This is a genomic window from Paenibacillus glycanilyticus NBRC 16618 (genome assembly GCF_004000805.1).
In the GTDB taxonomy this organism is placed as follows: domain Bacteria; phylum Bacillota; class Bacilli; order Paenibacillales; family Paenibacillaceae; genus Pristimantibacillus; species Pristimantibacillus glycanilyticus.
Genome location: NZ_BILY01000002.1, coordinates 68206 through 93495, shown reverse-complemented (window position 1 = coordinate 93495; position 25290 = coordinate 68206). Strand labels below are relative to the sequence as shown.

Here is a 25290-nt window from a genome sequence, read left to right as displayed (position 1 = left end):
TATGGTTCGTTAAATATTTGGATTGTTCGGGCCCTGTCTCTATTTTACATTGAAAAGGCAAACTGAAAGCGCTTCACCATTTTATGATGCGAACAGGAGGCTTGATGTAATGAAGAGGAAATTTGGGGCATGGTCCGGCAAAGGATGGTTTTTGCTGCTGGCAGCGGTCCTGGTCTTTCAATTAGCTGTAAGCTCCAACGGGCGGGAGGTTGAGGCGGCAGGAGCGGAGGTAACCGCCGTTGCCGATGCAGCATCTGCCGGCAGCTATTCCCTTGAGGCTGAATCCGCTGTCAACACATTGTCGGGCAAAGCGGAGATCAAGGCATGCGCGGAAGCAACCGGCTGCTCGGGCAGCCAAATCGTTGGAGGACTGTGGGGCGGCTCGTCGCTCACCTTTAACGAAGCAACGGTAGATACAGCCGGCGTTTATACGATGACGATCCATTATATTTCGGGCGATCCGAGATCGGTTGGAGTCAGCGTAAACGGCGGTTCGATTGATCATTACGATTTGCCGAAGACCGCCGATTGGAACACGCTTGGCGTCTACGAGCTGGAGCTTGAGCTGAAGGCGGGAAGCAACACGATCCGCCTGGACGATGAGGGCGGCTATTCCCCGGACATCGACCGCATTGAGCTTCGCTTGTCTGATGGAGGTTCTGGCGAGCCTGGCACGGGCACGGCTTACGAGGCGGAAGCGGCGAATAACGTTCTGACGGGCAATGCTTCCGTAAGCGGCTGCAGCGCGGCAACCGGCTGCTCGGGCGGCAAAAAGGTTGGCAATCTGTGGGGCGGCTCGACCCTGCAATTCCGTGACGTAATGGCGGAGAAAGCAGGCGTGTACACGCTTAGCGTTTCTTACATATCCGGAGACCCGCGTCCGGTATCGATTGCCGTTAACGACGGTCCGTCGGATAACTACGCTTTGCCTAAAACCGAGAACTGGGACACGCTTGGCGTATTCAAGCTGGAGGTTGAGTTGAAGGCGGGGGCAAATACGATCACGTTTAACGATGACGGCGGCTGGTCGCCGGATATCGACAAGATCGAGATTGCTTCCACGGAAGGTCCGGGCGAGGATCCGGGTCCGGTGGACAACATCGGCCAGATCGGGAAAGCGCTCGATTCCAAGAAATACGGCTCGATCAAGGTAACCGCGTACGAAAAAGGGGCAACCTTCGTATCCGGCAGCTACAGCATCACTTACAACACGGAGTCGGGGCTTTCTGCGTACGCCTGGAACGGCAAAACGCTTGTAAAAGGCGCTTACGCAAGCGCTCAGCTGGAAGATCAGCTGCTGGACAGCCGCAAATACAGCGAGCATAGCTTCAAGCTTAGCAGCGTGGAGAAAATCAAGGACGGGCACGGCAAGGGCATCCGCATCACCGTTGAGAACAAAAGTGAAGGCCTTCCGGTTATGAAACAGATTTATCAGCTGTACGAAGATCAGTCTTACTTCCTTGTATCCCAGCAGGTAACGGGCAGCTCCGCCATCAGCTCGAACGACATGGCTCCGCTTGTCGTGAATGCGAGCGGCGGCGTGGATCTCGGAACTAGCGGCGACAACCGCGTCCTGATCACGCCTTATGATAACGATGCCTGGTCCCGTTATCAGGCTCGTACGATCAATACGGCTCTGAACAACAATAACTACATTAGCTCGGAAATGACGGCGATCTATGACAATACGAGCCGCGCAGGACTTGTTATCGGTTCGGTAACGCATGACGTATGGAAGACCGGTATTTTCTGGAGCGGCTCGAATGACAAGCTGAACAAATTGAAGGTGTACGGCGGCTTCACTTCGCTCACATCCACTCATGACAGCATCGGTCATGGCAAAGTGTCGGGCACAACGATCACTTCCCCTCAAATTGCGGTTGGTTACTATGCGGATTACCGCGATGGACTGGAGAACTACGGGGAAGCTAATGCGGCAGTAGCGCCGCCGCTTAAATTCGAGAAGGGCGTGCCTTCCGGCGTGCCGGTTGGCTGGAACAGCTGGGGCGCTTACGAAAACTCGCTCAGCTACGACAAAGTCGTAGAGGTATCGAACTTCTTCAAGGATAATCTGCAAAAGTCGTTTACGAACAAAGGCACGGTCTATATCAATATGGATTCCTATTGGGATAACCTGTCTGAGCAGCAGCTTCGCGACGCGGTAAAGGTTATTAAGAAAAACGGGCAAAAAGCCGGCATTTACTATGGTCCGTTCGTATACTGGGGTGACAACATGTCGCAGCCGGTGGAAGGAACAAACGGCAAGTATACGTACGGCGATATCGTACTCCGCGACGCGAATGGCAACATTCTTCCGAAGGTAGACGGCGCGTATGCGATTGATCCGACGCATCCGGGCTCGAAGCAGCGTATCGAGTATATTTTCAACAAGTTCCTGGACTATGGCTTTGAATATATCAAGATCGACTTCCTGTCCCATGGCTCCTTCGAGGGCAAGCATTACGATCCTAACGTGCAGACCGGCATTCAGGCCTACAACCAGGGAATGGCTCATATCAACAAGACGCTGGGCGGCAAAATGTTCATCAGCGCGTCGATCGCGCCGATGTTCCCTAGCCAATACGCGCACGCAAGACGGATTTCCTGCGATGTCGACGGCTCGCTTGGCCGTACGGAATACCAGTTGAACAACCTGACTTACGGCTGGTGGCAGAACGGCACGATTTATTCTTACACCGATCCGGATTACATGACGCTTGCAAAAGGCGGCTCGTTTAACGCGGCTCAGACGCGGGTTAATGCCGCGGCTATTTCCGGCACCATCTACATGAACTCCGACGACGTCAGCAACGTGGAGACGCAAAAGCTGATGAAATCGCTGCTCACGAACAAAAACGTCAACGATATTGCCCTGATCGGCGAAGCATTCCGCCCGGTTGAAGGCAATACGGGCAACGCCGCGGCGGATATCTTTGTCCTCCAGGACAAGAAGGACTATTACCTTGCCGTGTTTAACTACACGAATGACGCGGTAACGAAAACCGTCGATCTGAAGCGTGCTTTTGGCGTATCGGCAACAACAAAGGTTGAGCTTACGGACGCTTGGACCAACTCCAAAGTCGAAGCGAACGATAATCTCCAGGTAAACCTCGACGGCGCTCAATCCAAGCTCTACAAAGTGAAAATCAAGAAATAAGCTAAAAGGCTGTGCCGGGTAAATCCCGGCACAGCCTTTTGTTATATGGAGTCTTTTGTTTTCCTCCCCACTACACGCGATGCCCCAATGCACCGACCTTAATTTCTCTACGTTGGATTTCGTCCACTAGAATGATGCCGCAATGCCCGAAATTGGCGTGTACGTTGGATTCTATCCAGCGTAAACGTCCAAAAGTGGACTTAGACGCCCAAAACGGCTAATTTCGTTGGATGAACTCCAATGAAGGTTAGCTCCAGAGCTCTAATGCATGAAAAACGTTGGACTATATCCAATGTAGCTGTTGCCGAATCTTCTTTCCAATGCGGTAGAGGTTGACCCCGCACTTGCACTTGAATTCCAAAAACGGCTGTGCCGGGTAAATCCAGCACAGCCGTTTTTTCGCGTCACCCCAAAGTGGTGACGATCCTTTTCCTTGGCAGTGTAAGAACTTAACCTGCAGGTTAAGTGCAGGCGGAGCAATTGAATGGTTCTGTTGAAGTGTAACGTTCGCTTTTGCTCTGGGGATTCCAATCCGCTAGGATTGTTCAAGGAATCCCCGAGCAATGGCGATCGGAAGAACATTTAATTGCGCAGCATGCCCTTTAACCTACCCGCGGAGCGATGTTCTTACTTCCCAGGAATCCGAATCGTCACCGACGTCCCGATTCCAAGTCGACTAAATATCGACACCCCATACGAATCGCCAAACAATAGCTTAATCCGATTATCGACGTTGCGGACGCCGTAGCCGGACAACGTATCCTCGCTTTGCGGCAGATCGCCGCTTGGCATCTTCATCCCCATGCCGTCATCGATGACCTTCAGGATGATGTCTTGTCCCTCGCGGTAAGCCCGGATAATGATGTTAATGCCGCATTCATGATCCCAGATCGCATGATTGATGCAATTTTCCACGAATGGCTGAAGAGTCAGCTTAAGAATCCGGCAAGGCAAGACCGATTCCTCGATATCGTAGTGAACCCGAAGCAGATTGGCGAACCGCACCTGCTGGATCGATACGTAATAACGGGTCAATTGAATCTCCTCGTGGATGGACAGCGTGTTTTTGCCTTTGTTCAGCGAGATCCGGTAAAACTTGGCCAGATCGGTCACCATCTTGTTCATTCGCGGGTCATCGTTGCGGATGGCTAGCGAAGAGATCGAAGCAAGCGAATTATACAGGAAATGCGGATTGATCTGAGCTTGCAGCACGTTAAGCTCCGCCTCCCGCTTGTCGATTTCCTTCATGTAGACATCCGAGATCAGCGAGCTTAGGCGCTGGCTCATTTTTCGCAGCGCATTGCCGATTTGACCGATCTCGTCCCTTCCAAGCGGCCGGATGTCGATAAGCTCGAAGTCCTCCCGTTCGATGCGGCGGATCATGCCAACAAGCTTTTCCATCCGTTTGGTGAACAGCCGTGCGGTGACGTAAATCAGGATAGCCATAAGGCCAAGGCTGACCAACGCGTAAGTCAGTATTCTTTTTGCCGTCAAATGAGCCTTGGACAAGAAGCTGCTGTAGGGAATAAGCGAAACGCTCTTCCAGCCGTATTTGGTCGTGTTGTAGACGACCAGCACCTTCTGGCCTTTATAGGTGCTGTCGAACCGCCCGTTATTTTCGGCGGGGAATGGTTCGGGCAGGTCGATCGGCTGGTTAAGAAGGCTTTTGTCCTTGGCGGACATCACGATGCCTTCTTCATTAATGATCAGCACCGCCTTGTCGCTCGCTTCCTTCTCCATCAGCCGGAAAATATCGGACTCTAGAATATTGATCGTTAAAACGCCGTACGGATTATTCATGCTGCTGATGTTGAGCAGCCGCGTCAGCGTGAACATCGGAGGCTTGTCAGGCTCGGGAGGGGAGGTGACAAACCTTACGTCCCCAAAGCTGCCGCTAAGCGATTTGTAAGCCAGCGAGCTGCGGAATTTCTGATCCATGGATTTGATGTACATGCCGTCCGTGGGCAACGTCTCATTGTTAATATAGATGCTCATGGATTCGATGTCCGGGTTTGTCGTCAGCATGTTGACGAACGAGTTATTGATGTATTTGTAAGCATCAACGAACAGCGACGGATCCTTCGAATAATCGTTGGTCAGATAGGCGCGCATATTGGAGTCCAGATAGAGCGTTGCGGACAGCTTCGTGTACGTGTCCAGCTTGTTTTCAAGGTTGGAATTGATTTGCGCGACCGTAGAGTTCGTATTGGCGATCATCTGCGAAGAAAGCTCGCTGCGAATCGTCTCGTACGAATATTGAACGAAAAAGAGCAGGGGGAGAATGCCCCCGAGCAAAAACATGACGAACAGCTTCTCGCGAAGCCGCCAATTGTATAAAGGATTAATCAGCCATCCGGCCAGCTTCCTCATGATTTAAGACCACCCAGCCTAAAGTTGCAGTTTGCGGTATTCGTTAGGCGTGCTGCCTTTGTGCTTCTGGAATACCGAGCAGAAATAGGAGACATTCTCGTAGCTGACCCGGTGCGCGATATCCCGTACCTTCAGCGACCGGTCCTTCAGCAGCTCCGCCGCGTGATTCATGCGGATTCGGGTCAAGTAATCCAGGATCGTCTCGCCTGTCTTCTCTTTAAAGATGGTCCGCACGTAATTGGGCGACAAATAAACTTCCTTGGCGATATCCTCTACCGTAAGAGGCAGATGATAACGCTCGGCAATCAGCTTCATAATCTGCTCCGCGACCGACTGATGGCGGTCAAGATCGCGCTCGGCTGCGGCTTTCAGCAGCTCCCTGCAGAACCTCAGCGCGTAGGCGTGATAATGGGCGATTGACGGGAGCGACGACAGCTCCTTCCAATGGTCGGCCAGCAGCTGGTCGCGAAGCGGCCCTACCATAAGAGAGGCAAAATGCTGCTCCAGCACGGACAACAGCTGAATAACCGCCCGGACGGCATAGTTCCGCTCGATCCGTTCCTGGCGCATGCCGGAGAACCAATCGTCCAGCAATTGTCCGGCGCGTTCGGCATCGCCGGCTTGCACGGCCGCAATAAGCGAAGCCGAAGTCGCGTCGACCGAGATATCGGTCTGCTTCACATTTTCGCCGGTACCGCCGCGTATAACGGAGCCGGCTTGCCGGTATAGCTTCTCTTCATTAAGTCGCTGCGATTCTTCGAACGCCTCTTTCAACAGATGAAATCCTTTGTATGGGCCTGACAGGCCGATGGTTGCGAAGGCTTCTCCTTCCGAAGTAGCGGCCAGCAGTTCTTCCCGCAGCAGCTCCCAATAAGCCGTCTCCCACTGCTGGGGTTTTCCTTGGAAGAGGACAAACAGCGTGCTTGGTCCGGTCTCAAGCACAATAGCGGCATCCAATCTCCGCCGCAGCAAAGCGCGGGCTGCTTCCGCGGCATCCGCGGTCAAGATGGAGGAAGAGGATGGCTGAGCCTGTTCTTCGTATAATCCGCTAGTTGAGAAAGCGGGAGACTCCACCGTCATGTAAGCGGCACCAAAAGCCTGGTGCGAGAGAAAGCCGGAAGCTCCGTTCTCCCATTGCCGGATCCACTCCATCCGGCGCTCCGGGGAAGGTTCGCGGACGATGCGCAGCAGCAGCCTCTCGAGCTGCCAGCCGCCGCCTTCGCTCGCCAGCTGCTCCTCCTCGAATTTCTTTTTCACTTTCGCAAGGAGCAGAAGCAGCTCCTCCATATCGATCGGCTTCAGCAAATAGCCGGCTGCTTCGATATTAAGAGCGGACTTGATATATTGGAATTCGTTATGTCCGCTTAGATAGATGATTTTGACGCTTTTGTCGATTTGCTTCGCGCGCCTTCCGAATTCCAGCCCGTCCATGATGGGCATGCGCACATCCGTAACGATGATATCCGGTTTCAGCTCGGTAAGCTTAGCCAGCGCTTCCTTCCCGTTGCGTGCTGTCCCAACGACCTGAATGCCGGCCTGCTCCCAAGGAACGTAATGCTCCATGGTTTCCAGCTCGAGCGCTTCATCGTCAACCAGAAGTACTGTATACATGTCGGCACCGCCTTTTTCGATAGAAATAAAACCTCATGATGTACGATGATTCTAGTTTAACGGGTATGCCGTTATTCAACAATGGAGCAAACGGAAGTGTGTGGGATTGGAGCATGAATCGGTAGATCTTAATATAGAACGGCTCCAATGCCGGGCTATAATTAAGTCCATAAAGCGATGCAAACGGAAACTATATTCACGGGAGGGCAACACGATGAACATGCAAACGAAAGCGCATCCACAAAGCACCGGAGCGCTTGCCGTCAAGAGAAACAAAGGCGGTCTGCTGGCGAGGCTCAAGGAACAGCGGCTGCTTTATGTACTGATGCTGCCCGCCATTATCCTGACTCTGATGTTCTCCTATGTGCCGATGTTCGGGTTGTATATGGCCTTCATCAATTATCAGCCGGGCGGGGGAACGTTCTTCAAGCAATTTTTCACGACAGAGTTTGTAGGCTGGCAGTGGTTTAATTACTTCTTCACCAACGGCGATTTCGTACGGATTATGCGAAACACGCTGGCGCAAAGCTTCCTGTCGCTGCTCTTTGGATTCCCGATGCCAATCATTTTGGCGCTTATGATCAATGAGCTGCGAAACGGCTGGTTCAAACGCACGTTCCAGACCGTCTCCTACATGCCGCATTTTATTTCCTGGGTTATCGCGGCAAACATTATTATTACGATGCTCTCGTCGGGCGGCGTAATCAACAACATTCTGACCGGCCTTCATATCGTGAACGAGCCGATTCAGTTCATGCAGAAGGGTCACCTGTTCTGGTGGATTATCGCTTTCTCGAATGCCTGGAAGGACATGGGCTTTAACGCCATTATGTATCTGGCAGCGATTTCGGCGATTAACCCTGAACTGTATGAGGTGGCGAAGGTCGACGGCGCAAGCCGTCTGAAGCAGATGCTCCATATCACGCTGCCGTCCATACGTCCGACCATTATCATTCTCGCGATCCTCGCGATTGGCGGTATTTTGAACGCAGGCTTTGACCAGCAGTACCTGCTCCAGAACAATACGGTTATGGAATACTCGGAAGTTATCGATACCTACACGTACAAGTACGGCCTGCAAAACGGGATGTTCTCCTACGGGGCAGCCGTCGGATTGTTCAAATCGCTTGTGGCTTTCATCCTTGTCATCAGCGTGAATCAGATGGCTAAAAGAATGGAACAGCAGTCGCTGTTCTAGAACAATAACGCAAAGAGGAGAACACGCTATGGTGAAAGACAAAAAAGATTTTCTGTTTATGGCTGCCGTTTACGCCTTTATCGTTGCGATATTTGTGATTACCTTCTATCCTTTCTGGAACATTTTCATTATTTCGTTAAACAGTGCGGAGGATACTCTAAGAGGACATTTGTATCTGTGGCCGAGAGAGTTCAGTCTCAAAAGTTATGAGCAGATCCTTGGCGACAGCGAGATCTGGACGGCCATTCGGGTTACCTTGCTCAGGACCGTCATCGGAACGCCGCTTGCGGTTCTCACGATCAGCATGCTGGCGTTTGCGCTCAGCAAGAAGGAGCTTGTTGCCAACCGATTCTGGACGTTATACTTCGTCTTTACGATGTATTTTGGCGGCGGACTTATTCCGTACTACATGGTACTCAAAAGCTATCATCTGATCGACAACTTTATGGTGTTTATCGTGCCGGGCTTAATGAACGTGTTCTATATGATCATCGTCCGGACGTTTATGCAAGGGCTGCCGCAGGAGCTGGACGAGTCGGCCAAGATGGACGGAGCGAATTATCTCCAGATTTTCTTCCGCATCATTTTGCCGCTGACAACGCCGGTACTCGCGACGATTGGCCTGTTCACGGCGATCAGCCACTGGAATTCCTGGTTTGACTCGTACGTGTTTACGTACAACCCGGATTTGAAAACGCTGCAGGCCGTGCTTGTCAAAATCCTTAACCAGTACCAGACCGGTTCCATGGTTGGCGATGCGCAGGCGATGGCGAATTCGGCGAAACGCATGCAAGTATCCCCGGATACAATCCGGATGGCGGCGACCATGGTTGCAACGCTTCCTATTATTATGGTGTATCCGTTCCTGCAAAAATATTTCGTTAAAGGCATGACGCTGGGCGCGGTTAAAAGCTAATCCGCCCGGCTTAGCAAGGCCAGATTAAGGATGAGGGGGTGCGTTCCGGCCGGGGATGCCCTGGCAGCTTGCCAATGCTATTATAAGTCCAAGATCAATCATAGGGGGATTACAGTATGAACTCGAAAAAATGGATGCTGTCTTTGCTTACGGCGGTTATGTCGGTTTCCTTGATTTCCGCTTGTTCTTCGAATTCATCGGATAAACCAAGCAGCAACTCGAACACGGGATCGGCGAATACCGGCACCAATGACAGCGCGACAAAGGATCCAAGCACGGACCCGATTACGATTACCTTCTTTGATAAAAATACAGGCGACAAGTTTGACAACGCCATTGCCAAAGAGATTACAAAGCGTACCGGCGTAACAATCGAGATTCAACAGCCGACGGGCAACCCGACGGAAAAGCTGAACCTGATGCTGGCGAGCGACGATTTGCCCGACATGATCATGTTCGACCGCTCCAGCGACCTGGTAGCGAAATATACGGAAGCGGGCTCGATTATCCCGCTCGACGATCTTATCGAGAAATACGGTCCGGATGTCAAAGAAATGTACGGCGACGTTCTGAACAAGACGCGTTACAAGGACGGCAAGAACTACTACCTGTCCAACTGGTACGGTCTTGAGCATGAGCCGGTGTTCGGCTTCAACATGCGCAAAGACATCGTGAAGGAGCTTGCTCCGGACAAAGCGGATGGCGGCGTGCCGTTTACGCAAAGCGAATTCAAGCAGCTTCTGACCGACTTCAAAGCGAAATATCCGCAAATGGACGGCAAGGATACCATCGCTCTGACGATGGACGGCGAGAACTGGGGCGGAACGCTGGGCACGTTCAAAGGGATGTTTGGCCTGATGCCTTACTACGAGCATGACGGCAAGCTGCAATACGACGTGAAGGATCCGAAGTACAAGGATATGATTCTGTACATGAATGATCTGTACCGTTCCGGCTTGATGGATAAGGAATGGGCAATCAACAAACGCCAAGTGTGGGAGCAAAAGATCGCTACGGGCACTATTTTCTCCTCGACAGGCGCTTACTGGGATCTTGGCAACTCCAACACCATCCTCAAAAAGGATAAGGGCGATGAATCGCAGCTGTTCGCGTACAAAGTGGTTGCAGACGGCGTAGATCCTTCGAAAACAACTTACGGCGGCCGCAGCTCGCTTGGCTGGGATGCCATTGCGATCACGAAGAAGAACAAAAATCCGGAACGCACGATGCAATTCATTAACTTCCTCGCAAGCGAAGAAGGCCAATACCTGCTCATGTGGGGGATTGAAGGCACGCACTGGGATATGAAGGACGGCAAGCATGTGCCGCGTCCGGAAACCCTGCAAGCATTCAAAGACGACTGGGCTGCTTATACGAAAGAAACGGGTATCCGCAAATGGACTTGGTTCATCAAGAACGGTCCTGGCAAAGACGGTACGCCTTATGACCTTCCAGGCCGTTATGAGCGTTCACCGATCGACCAAATGGCAATCAAAAACCTGTCGGACAGCGTATTCGATACCGCGATTTATGACGGCATAAGCCCGCAAGGCGGCACGCCGGAAGCTCTGTCCGAGCAAAAAATCAGCGATATTACGAAGCAGGCGATCACAAAAGCGATTATGGCGCCTACGGCAGACGAAGCAAGCTCGATTTTTGACAAAATGCTGTCGGATATGAAAGCTGCTGGCGACGAAAAAGTGGAAGCGGTCTATACAACGAATTATGAATCCCGCAAACAACTTTGGAACTAATTAGGATGATCTATTTAAATAAGCAGTAGAAGGAGAAGGCCAGCCGTGCTGGCCTTTTTCCTTCCATCATCAGGCTATGAATCTATGGACGAATGGGAGCGAAGAAATGATGACGACGGAGATGGGGCAATTCAAGCTGGAGCAGGCTGCAGGAATGTTTGCGGCGGATAACGGGCTGCTGAAGGTAACGGCAAATACGGAAGACGGCACGCTTGCGCTTGCCTGGAAGAGCGGGCAGACGATGACGGGTTTTTACGCGGAAGCGCGCGTTGGCAGCGCCGTTGTCCGTTCTTCCTGGTACGGTGGGCATGCGGTTCAGGAGAGCTTGGTTCAAGAGATTGAGGACGGCTTTGGCAAAGGGATTCGCTTCAGCTTTGAGCATACGGAGCCGGGCAAGCCGTCGCTGAAGCAGCACATCCGCTTGTATCAAGGTCTGCCTTACGCCTTGATTGAGCTTGAGGCGGCAGACTCGCAGGAATGGGAAACCAATGAGTTGACGCCTCTAGCCTCGTACTTGAATGACAACGGCGTGCTTGATTTCGGCGACGGCTCGAAGGAAGAAATCCGCTCGCTGTTTATTCCGTTTGATAATGACAAATGGGTGCGTTTTGGTTCCCACGCCAATCCGTCCAGCGTCCGCAGCTATGAAGTAACGGCAATCTACCGCGCGGAATCGCGCCGCGGCTTCGTGATCGGTTCGGTTACCCATGATACATGGAAAACGGCTATTGACGTGGAAGGCACCTTCACCGAAGCCATTGGCCGCCTGCGGGTAATTTCTGGCGTATCGGATCTGCAGACTCGCGACACGGTTCCGCACGGTTCGCTCCGCGGCACCTCCATTGTATCGCCGACGATTCTTGTAGGCGCTTACGACGATTACCGCGAAGGCATGGAGGCTTACGGCAAAGCCAATGCGGTCATTCAGCCTGCTCTTTCCTGGAACGGCGGCGTTCCGATGGGCTGGAACAGCTGGTCGGCTGTTATGACGAAGCTGGACTACGACGTGTATACGCATACTTCCGACTTCTTTGCGAAAGAGCTGCAGCAAAACGGATTCGCCGATCAGGAGGGTAGCTTGTACGTCAACTTCGACGCCTTCTCCGACAATCTGAAGGAAGGCGAGCTTGAGGATGCGGTACGCCGCGTGAAGGCGAACGGACAAAAGCCGGGAACGTACTACACGCCGTTTGCGTTCTGGGGCAGCAACCCGGATACGCCGGTGGAAGGCACGAACGGTACGGTTCTGTACCGGGAAATTTTGCTGAAGGACGAGTCCGGCAATCCGCTGCCGAAGCTGGACGGGGCCTTTCCGATCGATCCTTCGCATCCTGAAGCGATTGCGCGCATTATGCGCAAGCTTGATCAGGTTACGGCTGCCGGCTTCGAGTATTTGAAAATGGACTTCCTGGCGCATGGCGCAATGGAAGGCGTCCATCACGATCCTTCCATTCGCACGGGCATCCAGGCGTATAATTACGGCATGGCGGCTATCGCAGAAGCGTTAAGTCCGGAGAAGCTTGGCCGTCCTTTCCTGATCAATTTGTCGATCGCTCCGCTGTTCCCGCACGGTTACGCGCATAGCAGACGCGTATCCTGCGATGCCTTCGGCATGATCGGAGACACGGAATATATGCTTAACGCGCTGACGTACGGCTGGTGGATCAGCGACAATCTGTACCGCTTTAACGATCCGGACCATATCGTTCTGTTCAAGAGCGACAATCAGCGGGCGACGACGGAGCATGAAGGGCGCAGCCGCCTGAACTCCGGCGTTATCTCAGGTACTTCGCTGCTCCTTGGCGACGATTACCGGATGGAGGAAGCGGCGGAACGCGCTAAAGCCTGGATGACCAACCGGGAAGTCATGGCGCTGGCAAGACGCGGCGAGTCCTTCCGTCCGGCCGAAGGCCGAAGCGGCATGGGCGGCGAGGATCTGTATTCCCTCGCCGGCGATGGCGGTACATGGGTGGCCGTCTTCAACTTCGACGGGGAGAACGGGAAGTCGAAAGCAATCGATCTATCCCGCGTCGGCATCGACGGCGCCAAGGGCTTGACGGTCCGCGATTTGTGGAGCGGGGAATCGTACAGCCTGAAGCCGGGCACCTCCGAGCATACGGTTGAGCTGGAGCCGGCCGAGTCGAAGCTGCTGTTCTATATTTAATAGAAGAGGCGGTGCAGGGGATATCCTGCACCGCTTTATTTTGTTGCTGCCCGCTGTCTGATGCAGCTTGTCTCCTCTCTATCGCAACCTTCCTTCCCGGAAAATAGAACACCCCGATCACGGCACGTGCACGAGTGCCGAAATCGGGGTGTTCTTCATCCCTGGATGATATCTATTCCCGAATTATAGATGAAATAGATTTGTGCTTGAATCCGCTAAAGCAAGGACAAATAAACAGGCAGAAGCGATGCTGCCTGAATAATCTGTAGAATAACAGAAGGGAGGGATACTCATGAGCAAAGTGAGCAAAGTTTCTAAAGCACAAGTAAAGAAGCTGGTCGGCAAACCCATTTATGCGGTTCGCAAAGACGGATCTGTCGTTACGGGCAAGCTTGTGGAACTGCGGCACAACAAGCTCGTATTAGCACCTCTGAAAAAAGAAAAGGGGAAAGTCGTTCGGACGAAAGCGATTTTGCCGCTTGTATTGTTTGATCTGCTGGCGATCGGTACGCTTGGATTCTGGGGCGGCGGCGGCGGTTGCGGATGCGGCAACGCTGGCTGCGGCGGATGCGGTGGCGGTGGCTACGGCGGCGGATACGGTGGCGGCTATGGCGGTGGCTATGGCGGCGGATACGGCGGTGGCTACGGCGGCGGCTATGGCAGCGGATACGGCGGCGGCCCGTACGGTGGCGGCGGATTCTTTTAATAGTAAGGATAAGATGAGGAAGCAAGCGGCTTAATCATCTCATAGCAGCGGAGCTCCGGATGGTACTGGATGGCCTGATAGCCAAGGCGGGTGTACAGATTTTTGGCCCTGGCATTAATGTCGTCCACGAAAAGTCTGGACGCTCTGCAGTTTTGGGTTAAGCCGTAAGCTTCGGCGGCCAGCAGCAGCTTACGGCCCCATTGCCGGTTACGGTGATCCGGATGGACAACAAGCATATCCAAATACAGAATTTCCCCCGTGATTTCGAAGCGGATAAAGCCGTAAGGCTTACTTGTTTTTCCTTCTGAGGCTACATAGGTGACACCCCGGCGGAAGCGTACGGGAAGATCCCGTATCGTCTGGGCGTCCAGAGGATGCGCGGTATGCGACATCGGTATAAGCTCAGCTTGTATGAGACGGAATATTTCTTTATCGTCTGTTTTGGGATTACGTGCTCGTATCATCAGCGATCCCTTCCTGACCGAATGAAATTGCCGAAAATGGGCTATGTTATTGTATGATCGGCTGGCGAAATATGCCTCACACAATTTTTCAAATTGTTAGGCACATTAGCTTGACGAACAGATGTGCAAGGCATATAATAAAGAAAATCTTATCCAAGCATATGTTATCGGCAATGATGAGGACGAAGTGTTAAGGGCTCTTTTGCTCAGAGAGCGGATGGATCAGCTGCAACCATCGCCAAAAACCCTTTTCTACGAGCTCACCTCGGAGCTGTTTTCCTGAAAAGCAACACTGTCAATGTTGGCTATTAGGGAAAATCGCAAGACACGCGTTATTGTGTCAAAGGTATGGGCGTTTTGTGCGCACACGTTCATTACCTATGGAGGTTGTACATCGCAAGATGTATAACGAATTTGGGTGGTACCACGGAAGATATAACCTTTCGTCCCTCAGGCTTCGCTATATGAAGCTGGAGGAACGAAAGGTTTTTTTGTTGTTTTCGAGAGGAGGATGACTAATGGTCACGCAAAGTGCAACGCTGAAGTCAAAAGAAGAAGTTATGGAACGGATGAGAAAGCCTGAAGTAATTTCCGGTTCTGAAATATTACTCCGCAGTTTGGTGCTGGAAGGCGTCGATTGCGTGTTTGGTTATCCGGGCGGCGCCGTATTGTACATTTACGATGCGATGCACGGGTTCTCCGATTTCAACCACGTTCTCACAAGACATGAACAAGGCGCGATTCACGCAGCGGACGGTTATGCGCGCGCAAGCGGCAATGTCGGCGTATGTATCGCAACATCCGGTCCGGGCGCAACCAACCTCGTAACGGGGATTGCGACAGCCTATATGGACTCTGTACCGCTCGTTGTCATTACGGGTAATGTTATTTCGTCCCTGATCGGCACGGACGCATTCCAAGAAGCGGACATTACGGGCATTACAATGCCAATCACGAAGCACAGCTACATGGTCCGCGACGTTGAGGATCTTCCGCGCATCATCCATGAAGCCTTCCATATCGCGAACACTGGCCGTAAAGGTCCGGTACTGATCGATATTCCGAAGGATGTATCGGCGGCAAAAACGTTGTTCAAACCGGTAACGGAAGTGAACATCCGCGGTTATAACCCAACGATCTCGCCTAACAAGCTGCAAGTCGACAAATTGATCAAAGCGATCGAAGCGTCCGAGCGTCCGCTCATTCTTGCAGGCGGCGGCGTAGTGTACTCCGGAGCGCATGAAGAGCTGCTGGAGTTCGTAACGAAAACCGATATTCCGATCACGACAACTTTGCTTGGTCTCGGGGGCTTCCCAAGCGGCAATGATCTGTGGCTCGGCATGCCGGGTATGCATGGTACGTACACGGCGAACAAATCGATTCAAGCTGCGGATCTCCTCATTAATATCGGGGCTCGCTTCGATGACCGCGTAACGGGCAAGCTCGCGGGCTTCGCGCCACTCGCGAAAATCGTTCACATCGATATCGATCCGGCGGAGATCGGCAAGAACGTTCCGACCGATATTCCAATCGTAGGCGACGTAAAAACGGTTCTGCAGCAGGTTAACCAGCTTGCGAAACGGGCGGACAAGGCAGATGCTTGGCGCCAGCAGATTCAAGAATCGAAAGCGCAATATCCGTTCAGCTACAAGGATTCGGATGTTGAACTGAAGCCGCAATGGGTTGTGGAGCTGATCCACGAAACAACGGGCGGCGACGCTATCGTAACAACGGACGTAGGCCAGCATCAGATGTGGGCTGCGCAATACTATAAATTCAACAAACCACGCTCGTGGGTAACCTCCGGCGGTCTCGGCACAATGGGCTTCGGCTTCCCGTCCGCGATTGGCGCCCAAATGGCGAATCCGGATCGTACCGTTGTATCGATCAACGGTGACGGCGGCATGCAAATGTGCGCGCAAGAGCTTGCGATTTGTGCCATCAACAACATTCCGGTTAAGGTTGTTATCCTGAACAACCAGGTGCTGGGCATGGTTCGTCAATGGCAGGAGCTGATCCACGAGAACCGTTTCAGCCATATCGATCTGGCAGGCAGCCCCGACTTCGTTAAGCTGGCAGAAGCTTACGGCGTGAAAGGCTTCCGCGCTTCGAACAAGGAAGAGGCGAAAGCTGTATGGGAAGAGGCGCTTCGCCATCCGGGCCCTGCAGTTGTCGAGTTTGTTGTTCGCAGAGACGAGAATGTATACCCGATGGTAGCGCAGGGTAGCACGATCGATCAGATGATCATGGGGGATGCAGAATGAAAAAGCACACGATCGCAGTTATTGTCAACGATCAGCCCGGCGTTCTGCAGCGCGTATCCGGCTTGTTCGGACGCCGCGGCTTCAATATTGAGAGCATTACCGTAGGCGCAAGCGAAGAGCAGGGCTTGTCCCGTATGGTTATCGTCACAACAGGCGATGACCATACGCTCGAGCAAATCACAAAACAGCTGTACAAGCTGATTGATGTCATCAAAGTTATCGATTTGAGCTCCAATCCGATGGTTTCCCGCGAGCTTGCGCTTATCAAAGTAAGCGCGGAGCCTTCGGCCCGTCCCGAAATTCTGGGCGTAGTAGACACTTTCCGCGCAGCGGTAGTGGATATCGGCACTCATTCGCTTATCGTACAAGTTATTGGCGATACCGAAAAAATCGATGCCATGGTAGAGCTGCTGAAGCCTTATGGCATCCGCGAGCTTTCCCGTACTGGCGTAACAGCGCTTAACCGCGGTAACGTGCGTTAATAGCAGGTTTTACAAAAAAATGAGCAATGTCCCGTTTTGAACGGGGGTTTAAGGGGAGAATTTATAGGGTCCATTCTCTGCTTAAACACCCGTTCAAAAGGGTTAAATTAAAGGAGGCAATCATTAAAATGGCAGTTACATTGTATTATGAAAAAGACGCGGATCAAGGCGTACTTCAAGGTAAGACAATCGCAGTTATCGGTTACGGCAGCCAAGGCCACGCGCAAGCGCAAAACCTTCGCGACAGCGGCCTGAAAGTCGTTATCGGCCTTCGTCCGGGTAAATCCGCAGACGTTGCAGCAAAAGACGGTTTCGAAGTATTGACTGTAGCTGAAGCGACTAAAGTTGCTGACGTTGTTCAAATTTTGCTCCCTGACGAAACCCAAGCGAAAGTATACGCGGAAGAAATCGAACCAAACCTGAAAAAAGGCGCGGCTCTGATGTTCTCCCACGGCTTCAACATTCACTACGGCCAAATCGTGCCAAGCAAAGATACAGACGTATTCCTGGTAGCTCCTAAATCCCCTGGTCATATGGTTCGCCGTACATACCAAGAGGGCTTCGGCGTTCCTGGTCTGATCGCAATCCACCAAGATGCTTCCGGCAACGCGAAAGCAATTGGTCTTGCTTACGCAAAAGGTATCGGCTGTACCCGTGCAGGCGTTATCGAAACTTCCTTCAAAGAAGAAACAGAAACAGACTTGTTCGGTGAGCAAGCCGTATTGTGCGGCGGCGCTTCCGCGCTCGTTAAAGCAGGCTTCGAAACTCTGGTTGAAGCTGGCTACGCTCCGGAAATGGCTTACTTCGAGTGCTTGCACGAGCTGAAGCTGATCGTTGACCTGATGTATGAAGGCGGTCTGGCTACAATGCGCGACTCGATCTCCAACACGGCTGAATACGGCGACTATGTAACTGGTCCTCGTATCGTTACGGAAGAAACGAAAAAAGAAATGAAACGCGTTCTGGAAGACATCCAATCCGGCCGCTTCGCACGCGACTTCATCCTTGAAAACCAATCGAACCGTGCTATGCTGACAGCTACTCGCCGCAACGAGGCTGCTCATCCAATCGAGCAAACTGGTAAACAGCTGCGCGAACTGATGCACTGGATCAAGAAGTAATAAAATCATAACCCGCAGATAAATTATCCCGGTTCGCCGGAGTGCGCGTAGGTTAGGGTCAACCTGCCTGTCACGCGCTCTGTGCGGCCGGGATGATTCTGTTCCCGGAGGTGTAAGGCACAAATGCGAAAAATTTATATTTTTGACACGACGCTTCGCGATGGAGAGCAATCTCCCGGTGTTAACCTGAACACGAAGGAAAAGGTTGAGATCGCGCTTCAGCTTGAGAAGCTTGGCGTTGACCGGATTGAAGCAGGCTTCCCTGCGGCTTCCCCTGGAGACCTCGCGGCGGTAAACGCGGTTGCGAGCGCAGTTAAGAATGCTACGATTATTGGCTTGTCACGCTCCCGCGAACAGGATATCGACGCGGTACGTGAAGCGCTGAAAGGCGCGCAGGATCCATCCATTCACGTTTTCCTTGCAACAAGCCCAATCCACCGCAAGCATAAGCTTCGGATGGAGAAGGAGCAGGTGCTGGAAACGGCTGAACGTGCGATCACTTACGCGAAGAAGTATTTCAGCAAAATCGAATTCTCGCTTGAGGATGCAGGACGTACCGAATTGGATTTCGTGTGCCAAATGACGGATATGGCGATTCGCGCGGGAGCTTCCGTCGTGAATCTTCCGGATACGGTTGGTTATTTGAATCCGCTTGAATACGGCAATATCTTCAAGACGGTGAAGGAAAATGTGCCAAACATCGAAAAAATCCAGCTCAGCGCTCACTGTCATGACGATCTCGGCATGGCAACGGCTAACGCTCTTGCGGCTATCCTGAACGGTGCCGACCAGATCGAAGGTACGATCAACGGTATCGGCGAACGTGCGGGTAACACGGCACTTGAGGAAGTGGCTCTGGCGCTCGAGACGCGTTTCGATTATTTTGGCGCAAAAACGGGTCTGAACCTGCAGGAAATCGCGAGAACAAGCCGCCTTGTCAGCAAGCTGACCGGTATGGTCATCCCTGGCAACAAAGCGATTGTTGGCGCCAACGCGTTTGCTCACGAGTCCGGCATTCACCAGGACGGCATGCTGAAGGAGAAAACGACTTACGAGATTATTTCCCCGGAAACGATCGGTCTTCGTGATTCGAAGCTTGTTCTTGGCAAGCACTCCGGACGCCATGCGTTCCGCGAGAAGCTGATCGACCTCGGCTACGAGCTGGACGAAGAAGCGGTTAACGTTGCTTTCGCGAAGTTCAAGGATTTGGCTGACCGCAAGAAGCATGTTACGGATGAAGATATTCGTGCCTTCTTGGAAGAGAAGCTGGTCGATACGCCGGAGGTTTATACGCTTGAAGCGATTCAAGTCAGCTACGGCAACCAATCGACGCCTAGCGCTTCGGTTCGCATCCGTACAGCGGAGAGCGAGACTCGCGAAGAAGTCGCTATCGGCAACGGCTCCGTAGACGCGATCTACAACGCGATTGATAAAGTAACGGCTGAAGCGGTTGAGCTTGAGGATTACTCCATCAAGTCCGTATCGCAAGGCAAGGATGCGCAAGGCGAGGTGCACGTGGTGCTGAAGCAGGACGATATTTCCGCCCAAGGCCGCGGTCTCAGCACGGACATCCTTGAAGCAAGCGCACGCGCTTATATCGACGCTCTTAACCGACTTATCGAGAAGCGCAAGTCCCCGGGACGCCGCGACAAGATGAGCTTGATCTAAGAAGCCATAGTACCGACAAAAGCCAAACCGAAAAGGTCTATTCAGACTTTCTCCGTTTGGCTTTTGCGATGAAAGGAGCGGAATAAATGATTACCGAGACGCTGCAGACATCAAGAAGAGACGAAATGATCGACATTACGCGCAAGGTGGCCTCTATTGTTGCCCGCGAAGGTATCCAGAATGGACTTGCTATTGTGTATTGTCCGCATACGACGGCCGGGATTACGATTCAGGAGAATGCCGATCCGGATGTGAAGCATGATATCCTGATGAGGCTGAACGAGGTATATCCCTGGGAGCACCCGAAATACCGCCATGCGGAAGGGAATACGGCCTCCCATCTGAAGGCGCTGACGACCGGGACAAGCCAGACGGTTATCATTAACGGCGGCAAACTGGTGCTTGGCACGTGGCAGGGCATTTATTTCTGCGAGTTTGACGGGCCGCGAACCCGCCATTTTCATCTCAAACTTATTGAAGGGTAAAGCAGGTTAACTGCCTTTATAAGCAGCACCTATAAAGATGATAGATTTTATATCTTGGTTTTCATGCTAGAAATGTGGTACAAATGATAACAGTATGAGAATAGCTTAATAGAGCGAATACGAGGAGTGTTTAATTATGTCAGAAGTAAAAAAAATCGCTGTCATCGCCGGCGACGGTATCGGCCCAGAGGTAGTTGGCGAGGCGCTTAAAGTTATGAAAAAAACCGAAGAACTTTTCGGTTACCAATTCGAATTCGAGCATGGTCTGTTCGGCGGTATCGCAATCGACGAGAAAGGCACTCCGCTGCCTCAAGAAACGCTTGATATTTGCAAAAAGGCTGACGCTGTATTGCTCGGCGCTGTTGGCGGTCCGAAATGGGACAACAACTCGAAAGAGCTTCGTCCGGAAACAGGTCTGCTCGGCATCCGTAAAGCACTGGGCTTGTTCTCGAACATCCGTCCAGCTAACGTATTCGACTGTCTGAAAGAAGCATCGACGCTGAAGCCTGAAGTTCTCGAAGGCACTGACCTGATCGTAGTCCGCGAGCTGACTGGCGGCATCTACTTCGGCGAGAAATTCCGCCGCGAAGGCGCAAACGGCGAAGAAGCCGTGGATACTTGCGTATACAATGTGCAAGAAGTTGAGCGTATCGTTCGCCAAGCCTTTGACATCGCAATGACACGCAGCAAGCGTCTAGCTTCCGTAGACAAAGCAAACGTTCTGGAAACTTCCCGTCTGTGGCGCGAAGTGGTTAACCGGATTGCTCCCGAATATCCGGAAGTTGAACTCGAGCATGTTCTCGTAGACAACTGCGCGATGCAATTGCTCCGCCGTCCGTCCAGCTTCGACGTTATCGTAACGGAAAACATGTTCGGCGACATCTTGAGCGACGAAGCTGCTATGCTGACAGGTTCGATCGGCATGCTCTCCTCCGCTTCCCTTGGCGAAGGCAGCTTTGGCCTGTACGAGCCGGTACACGGCTCCGCTCCTGACATTGCCGGTCAAGGCATCTCGAACCCGATTGCGACGATTCTTTCCGTTGCGCTTATGTTCCGCCTGACATTTGGCTATCATGAAGCAGCTCAAGTCATTGAAGATGCGGTTAAAAACGTTCTTGACGCCGGTCACCGTACGGGCGACATTGCCGTGGACAAGAGCTCCGCAATCGGTACAACAGCAATGGGCGATCTGATCGTTGCTGCAATGAAAAAATAAGCAATTCCTTATTTATAATAATTATAAATAAATATTGATTCCAATATTGACTTTATTCTAGGCTAGTGTTACTATTCTATAAGTAAGTCACGGCTTAATAGTGACATTAACTATAAAAATTGTTGGATAGGTTAAGGAGGAATTGTATTATGGCAGAGCGTTTGGTTGGCCGTCCGGCTCCAGATTTCAAAATGGATACGGCAACAGGTGACGGTAAAGATTTCGGAACAGCATCCCTTGCTGATTACAAAGGTAAATGGCTGGTATTGTTCTTCTACCCACTCGACTTCACATTTGTATGCCCAACTGAAATTACAGCTTTGAGTCTTGCTTTCGAGCAATTCAAAGCTCTGAATACAGAAGTTCTTGGCGTTTCCGTTGACAGCAAGCACAGCCACCGTGCTTGGATCAACACTCCAGTTAACGACAATGGCCTTGGCGAGTTGAACTTCCCGCTGGCTGCCGACATCACTAAGAGCGTTGCTCGTGACTACGGCGTCCTGATCGAAGAAGAAGGCGTTGCATTGCGCGGCCTGTACATCATCGATCCTGAAGGCGAAGTGAAATACCAAGTCGTTAACCATAACGACGTAGGCCGCAGCGTTGACGAAACGCTCCGCGTATTGCAAGCTCTGCAATCCGGCGGTCTGTGCCCAATGAACTGGAAACCAGGTCAACAACATCTGGTTGCGAAATAAGTTCTTCTAAGCTGGAAAAAGCCCGTACCACAATGTGGTACGGGCTTTTTTTGTTTTTTGGCCGCGCGGAGGTAAATCCTGGTTTGCATGTAGAAAGAAGCCGGATTATGCTTGTAAAGCAGGAATTTCGGCAGGAAGAAGCGAATAAGTTTGAGAAGTAAGCATGCGCTGGTTAAGTTAATTCCTACGAAATAAGAATTGTCGCCGAAACCGCGAAAATTCTTAGCTGATCCTTACGAAGCAGAATTGTCGCCGAAACCGCGAAATTCTTTTAGGAGGTTGTCGCCCGATGAGCTTTTGTTGTGGAGCAAGTATGATCGGAACGAAAGGCACATTGAAGCATATGCGAACTCACATTCATAATGTACCGATTCTTTTCTGTCCTGTATGCCATCGCGTAGAGATACATTATTTGATTGAGAATGAATATGAAATATTGGCTGAGTATGCCCATGGGGACGGAGCCGCCGAAGTTGACTTCCAGGATTACGTGGAGCAGGAAGGCAAAGCGCTTTATGAGAATTGCGTTAATCACGAGAATGAGGATCCCATGGAGGTTGTATTGAGTCAAATCGATATTTCGCTTGATCTGCTCACCTTTGCGAAGCAGATTGGCGACGAGGCATGGGAAAACGAGCTTAAGACACGTCTTGGGATGTTAAGCGGAAGACGAAATAAACTACGGCAGCGACGAACTTCTGTTTAACTTTATTGCACGACCAAAGTTAAGCCTCCGGGTCGGGGGCTTTTTTTTCTAAGCATAATAACGGCTTTACCATAGATTTCTCATATTTATTCTCATATTTCTAACATTTGCTAAGACAGAACCCCCTGAAAACAAAAGCAAGGTATCGAAACTTATATAGAGAGGAGGATACTCTTCATGTTTAAACGGTTTTTGCGGAAATCAGCCGCTGAAGCTGCTAATGACGAAAGATTAGCTCCCGAACAGATTATTAAACGAATTCATGACGGCGATGACCAATTGAGGGAAAAGTTTATTTCCGATTACAAGCCGTATGTAGCGAAGGTGACGAGCGGATTCTGTAAGCGGTTCGTCGATCCCACGCGCGATGATGAGTTTAGCATAGCCTTAACGGCATTTAATGAAGCGATCACGCAGTTTTCCCCGGAGTCGGGCAGGTCTTTCCTTAGCTTTGCAGAGACGGTCATGCGCCGCAGGCTTATTGACTATGTGCGCAAAGAGCAGCGTCATCTCAAGACGGTGCCGTATACGGCCTTTGATCAGCAGGATGAAGAGGAACAGACTTACAACCCGATTGATACCAAAATGGCTATGCATGCTTACCAGCTGAAGCAAGACGGTGATGACCGGCGGCTTGAAATAGAGGAATATACGAAGGAACTGCAGCAGTTCCAGATTTCCTTCATGGAACTCGCCGACAGCTCGCCGAAGCATGCCGATTCCCGCCTGCTTCTGCAGGGTATCGCGCAGACGCTTGCGAGTCAGCGGGAGCTGTTTGCCCAGCTGTATGTAACGGGCAAGCTTCCGGTCAAAGAGCTGACGGAGCTATGCGGCGTATCGAGGAAAACGGTAGAACGCAACCGAAAATATATTATTGCCATCTCGCTTATTTTAAACGGTACATATCCGTATTTATCCGATTACTTAAACATTTCAGTACCAATGCCAGGGAAGGAGGCGGGATTATGAAACGAGGGATTGTTCTCTCCATAGAAAACAAGAAGGCAGTCGTCATGACGGCGGATGGCCAATTCATTTCAATCCCGCGTCAAGCCCATATGCGAATCGGGGAGGAAGCAGCGATTCCGGCGGAGACGGACGCCATGCCAAGACGTAACCCTAAGAGAGTCTACTGGTATTCCGGGGCAGCGGCAGCTATCCTGCTTTTCTTTATCCCCTTCTTCTATTTGACTACGGCAGAAGCTCATCCCGTCGTTGCATATGTGAGCCTTGACATAAATCCAAGCATTGAGCTGGGCGTGGACAAACAGCAGCGCGTGCAGGAGCTTAGCGGACTTAATCGTGACGGACAAGCGATCGTAAGCAAAATCAGCTATAAGGGCAAGTCTATCGAAGAGGTTGCCGCCTCCATTATGAGCACGGTTGCGGCAGAGCATTATTTGGATAAACCGGATAAGGATATTGTCATTACAAGCTATATGCTGGAGGATAAAAGCTCCGGAAAAGAGCTGGAAAAGACGGTGACCGACGCTGTCGATCAGAAGGTTCAAGAGACGATTAAGCAGATTAACGCGGCTAAGGAGCCTAACGTAACGGTGCTCTCCGTTCCTACGGAAGTACGCGAGGAAGCATCCCAGAATGGCATTTCTTCGGGTAAGATGGCCGTTTATCTCATAGCCAAGGATGAAGGCTACAATATTGAGCTTGAGCAAATCAAGGCACAATCCCTTGCCGAAGCGACAAAGGCAGCGGGCGGCGTGAAGAAAATCGTGGAAAAGGGCGCCAGCAAAGAGAAGCTGAAAGAGCTTGCCGTCAAGGAAAAGCAAAACAAATCGCAAGCAACGGCTACACCGGCTGCGGATAAATCCCAATCCTCGCAAGGCGTGGGCGCAACCATCAATAAGACGGCGCCTATTAAGCCAACCGAGACTCCGCTGAAGCATCCGACGAGACCGTCTCATGCCGAAAAACCGTCTTGGTCCAAAGAAAACAACTCGAATAAACCTTCCCGTCCCGCGAAGCCGGTATCTCCAAACAAGCCATCTGGCCCGGATAAGGAGAAATGGCAGAACGGGAATTGGTCTAACCATGGAAATTCGGGTAAAGACGGCGATGACGACAAAAATGACGATAAAAAAAACAATAATGCGGTGAACGGCTCGAGTAAGCTGGAGAAGTGGAATTGGCAAAACGATGATAACGAGAATGACGATGACCAGGGAAATGGCCGCAAGAATAACCACAAAGACAATAAGAAAGACAAGGACCGGGAGGACCACAACGATCGGGATAAATAAAAACTCGAATCATAGGACGTTGGGCACGGGAAAAAAGTCGGTTTTTCGCTGG

The 25290-nt window shown here is 51.6% G+C and carries 19 protein-coding genes; 16 read left to right on the top strand and 3 right to left on the bottom strand.

Annotation, left to right across the window (positions count from 1 at the left end):
- The first annotated feature begins 109 nt into the window (after window positions 1–109).
- Window positions 110–3157, top strand: a complete 3048-nt coding sequence (locus PGL01S_RS01670; protein ID WP_127490826.1) for a carbohydrate-binding protein — start codon at window positions 110–112, stop codon at window positions 3155–3157.
- Between the two features lie 627 nt (window positions 3158–3784).
- On the opposite strand, the gene PGL01S_RS01665 is transcribed toward PGL01S_RS01670, so the two are convergent.
- Window positions 3785–5527 (bottom strand): sensor histidine kinase, encoded by a 1743-nt coding sequence (locus tag PGL01S_RS01665; RefSeq protein WP_127490825.1) that lies wholly within the window; start codon window positions 5525–5527, stop codon window positions 3785–3787.
- Between the two features lie 18 nt (window positions 5528–5545).
- Complete coding sequence (locus PGL01S_RS01660; RefSeq protein ID WP_127490824.1) at window positions 5546–7138, bottom strand: response regulator transcription factor; 1593 nt, start codon at window positions 7136–7138, stop codon at window positions 5546–5548.
- A gap of 214 nt (window positions 7139–7352) precedes the next feature.
- On the opposite strand from PGL01S_RS01660, the gene PGL01S_RS01655 reads away from it, so the two are divergent.
- The 5 genes from PGL01S_RS01655 to PGL01S_RS31175 all read left to right on the top strand — a co-directional run bounded on the left by PGL01S_RS01655 (window position 7353) and on the right by PGL01S_RS31175 (window position 13876).
- Window positions 7353–8336: an ABC transporter permease gene (locus tag PGL01S_RS01655; protein WP_116393961.1), complete on the top strand. Its 984-nt coding sequence runs from the start codon at window positions 7353–7355 to the stop codon at window positions 8334–8336.
- A 28-nt stretch (window positions 8337–8364) separates the two neighbouring features.
- Window positions 8365–9252 carry a carbohydrate ABC transporter permease gene (locus PGL01S_RS01650; protein ID WP_116393960.1) on the top strand — a complete coding sequence of 296 codons (888 nt, stop codon included), beginning with the start codon at window positions 8365–8367 and terminating at the stop codon, window positions 9250–9252.
- A 116-nt stretch (window positions 9253–9368) separates the two neighbouring features.
- Window positions 9369–11006 (top strand): ABC transporter substrate-binding protein, encoded by a 1638-nt coding sequence (locus tag PGL01S_RS01645; protein ID WP_127490823.1) that lies wholly within the window; start codon window positions 9369–9371, stop codon window positions 11004–11006.
- A 106-nt stretch (window positions 11007–11112) separates the two neighbouring features.
- Entirely contained in the window at window positions 11113–13170 is a 2058-nt protein-coding gene (locus PGL01S_RS01640) for an alpha-galactosidase (protein WP_127490822.1), read from the top strand.
- Between the two features lie 292 nt (window positions 13171–13462).
- A complete protein-coding gene (locus PGL01S_RS31175; RefSeq protein ID WP_127490821.1) occupies window positions 13463–13876 on the top strand; it encodes a hypothetical protein in 414 nt (137 codons plus the stop codon).
- Here the strand turns inward: PGL01S_RS31175 and PGL01S_RS01630 are convergent.
- Window positions 13873–14340 (bottom strand): GNAT family N-acetyltransferase, encoded by a 468-nt coding sequence (locus PGL01S_RS01630; protein WP_116393956.1) that lies wholly within the window; start codon window positions 14338–14340, stop codon window positions 13873–13875. The genes PGL01S_RS31175 and PGL01S_RS01630 overlap by 4 nt on opposite strands.
- A 518-nt stretch (window positions 14341–14858) precedes the next feature.
- Here PGL01S_RS01630 and ilvB point away from each other — a divergent pair.
- The 10 genes from ilvB to PGL01S_RS01580 all read left to right on the top strand — a co-directional run bounded on the left by ilvB (window position 14859) and on the right by PGL01S_RS01580 (window position 25238).
- Window positions 14859–16604: a biosynthetic-type acetolactate synthase large subunit gene (ilvB, locus tag PGL01S_RS01625; RefSeq protein ID WP_127490820.1), complete on the top strand. Its 1746-nt coding sequence runs from the start codon at window positions 14859–14861 to the stop codon at window positions 16602–16604.
- Window positions 16601–17086, top strand: a complete 486-nt coding sequence (ilvN, locus tag PGL01S_RS01620; RefSeq protein WP_015842926.1) for an acetolactate synthase small subunit — start codon at window positions 16601–16603, stop codon at window positions 17084–17086. Before ilvB ends, ilvN begins: the two co-directional genes overlap by 4 nt.
- A gap of 128 nt (window positions 17087–17214) precedes the next feature.
- Entirely contained in the window at window positions 17215–18207 is a 993-nt protein-coding gene (gene ilvC / locus PGL01S_RS01615; protein ID WP_015842927.1) for a ketol-acid reductoisomerase, read from the top strand.
- A gap of 123 nt (window positions 18208–18330) precedes the next feature.
- Window positions 18331–19875 carry a 2-isopropylmalate synthase gene (locus PGL01S_RS01610; RefSeq protein WP_116393954.1) on the top strand — a complete coding sequence of 515 codons (1545 nt, stop codon included), beginning with the start codon at window positions 18331–18333 and terminating at the stop codon, window positions 19873–19875.
- 86 nt (window positions 19876–19961) lie between these two features.
- Entirely contained in the window at window positions 19962–20360 is a 399-nt protein-coding gene (locus tag PGL01S_RS01605; RefSeq protein WP_116393953.1) for a secondary thiamine-phosphate synthase enzyme YjbQ, read from the top strand.
- 136 nt (window positions 20361–20496) lie between these two features.
- Window positions 20497–21576 (top strand): 3-isopropylmalate dehydrogenase, encoded by a 1080-nt coding sequence (gene leuB / locus PGL01S_RS01600; RefSeq protein ID WP_127490819.1) that lies wholly within the window; start codon window positions 20497–20499, stop codon window positions 21574–21576.
- Window positions 21577–21725: 149 nt separating this feature from the next.
- Window positions 21726–22274, top strand: a complete 549-nt coding sequence (locus PGL01S_RS01595; RefSeq protein ID WP_116393951.1) for a peroxiredoxin — start codon at window positions 21726–21728, stop codon at window positions 22272–22274.
- Window positions 22275–22563: 289 nt separating this feature from the next.
- Window positions 22564–22980: a hypothetical protein gene (locus tag PGL01S_RS01590; protein WP_116393950.1), complete on the top strand. Its 417-nt coding sequence runs from the start codon at window positions 22564–22566 to the stop codon at window positions 22978–22980.
- Between the two features lie 177 nt (window positions 22981–23157).
- Window positions 23158–23949, top strand: coding sequence for an RNA polymerase sigma factor SigI (gene sigI, locus PGL01S_RS01585; RefSeq protein ID WP_127490818.1), 792 nt, complete (start codon window positions 23158–23160; stop codon window positions 23947–23949).
- The gene (locus PGL01S_RS01580) at window positions 23946–25238 is read left to right on the top strand and encodes an anti-sigma factor domain-containing protein (protein ID WP_127490817.1); all 1293 of its coding nucleotides are present in this window, start codon (window positions 23946–23948) and stop codon (window positions 25236–25238) included. The genes sigI and PGL01S_RS01580 overlap by 4 nt, the downstream gene beginning before the upstream one ends.
- The last annotated feature ends 52 nt before the right edge of the window (window positions 25239–25290 follow it).

What these genes read in the sequence shown, in the direction of transcription:
- PGL01S_RS01605 (WP_116393953.1), top strand. Translation starts at nt 19,962, where the DNA reads ATGATTACCGAGACGCTGCAGACATCAAGAAGAGACGAAATGATCGAC.
- PGL01S_RS01630 (WP_116393956.1), bottom strand. Translation starts at nt 14,340, where the DNA reads ATGATACGAGCACGTAATCCCAAAACAGACGATAAAGAAATATTCCGT.
- ilvN (WP_015842926.1), top strand. Translation starts at nt 16,601, where the DNA reads ATGAAAAAGCACACGATCGCAGTTATTGTCAACGATCAGCCCGGCGTT.
- PGL01S_RS01595 (WP_116393951.1), top strand. Translation starts at nt 21,726, where the DNA reads ATGGCAGAGCGTTTGGTTGGCCGTCCGGCTCCAGATTTCAAAATGGAT.
- PGL01S_RS01610 (WP_116393954.1), top strand. Translation starts at nt 18,331, where the DNA reads ATGCGAAAAATTTATATTTTTGACACGACGCTTCGCGATGGAGAGCAA.
- PGL01S_RS01665 (WP_127490825.1), bottom strand. Translation starts at nt 5,527, where the DNA reads ATGAGGAAGCTGGCCGGATGGCTGATTAATCCTTTATACAATTGGCGG.
- PGL01S_RS01645 (WP_127490823.1), top strand. Translation starts at nt 9,369, where the DNA reads ATGAACTCGAAAAAATGGATGCTGTCTTTGCTTACGGCGGTTATGTCG.
- PGL01S_RS01580 (WP_127490817.1), top strand. Translation starts at nt 23,946, where the DNA reads ATGAAACGAGGGATTGTTCTCTCCATAGAAAACAAGAAGGCAGTCGTC.
- ilvC (WP_015842927.1), top strand. Translation starts at nt 17,215, where the DNA reads ATGGCAGTTACATTGTATTATGAAAAAGACGCGGATCAAGGCGTACTT.
- PGL01S_RS01590 (WP_116393950.1), top strand. Translation starts at nt 22,564, where the DNA reads ATGAGCTTTTGTTGTGGAGCAAGTATGATCGGAACGAAAGGCACATTG.
- leuB (WP_127490819.1), top strand. Translation starts at nt 20,497, where the DNA reads ATGTCAGAAGTAAAAAAAATCGCTGTCATCGCCGGCGACGGTATCGGC.
- PGL01S_RS01660 (WP_127490824.1), bottom strand. Translation starts at nt 7,138, where the DNA reads ATGTATACAGTACTTCTGGTTGACGATGAAGCGCTCGAGCTGGAAACC.
- ilvB (WP_127490820.1), top strand. Translation starts at nt 14,859, where the DNA reads ATGGTCACGCAAAGTGCAACGCTGAAGTCAAAAGAAGAAGTTATGGAA.
- PGL01S_RS01650 (WP_116393960.1), top strand. Translation starts at nt 8,365, where the DNA reads ATGGTGAAAGACAAAAAAGATTTTCTGTTTATGGCTGCCGTTTACGCC.
- PGL01S_RS01655 (WP_116393961.1), top strand. Translation starts at nt 7,353, where the DNA reads ATGAACATGCAAACGAAAGCGCATCCACAAAGCACCGGAGCGCTTGCC.
- sigI (WP_127490818.1), top strand. Translation starts at nt 23,158, where the DNA reads ATGTTTAAACGGTTTTTGCGGAAATCAGCCGCTGAAGCTGCTAATGAC.
- PGL01S_RS01670 (WP_127490826.1), top strand. Translation starts at nt 110, where the DNA reads ATGAAGAGGAAATTTGGGGCATGGTCCGGCAAAGGATGGTTTTTGCTG.
- PGL01S_RS01640 (WP_127490822.1), top strand. Translation starts at nt 11,113, where the DNA reads ATGATGACGACGGAGATGGGGCAATTCAAGCTGGAGCAGGCTGCAGGA.
- PGL01S_RS31175 (WP_127490821.1), top strand. Translation starts at nt 13,463, where the DNA reads ATGAGCAAAGTGAGCAAAGTTTCTAAAGCACAAGTAAAGAAGCTGGTC.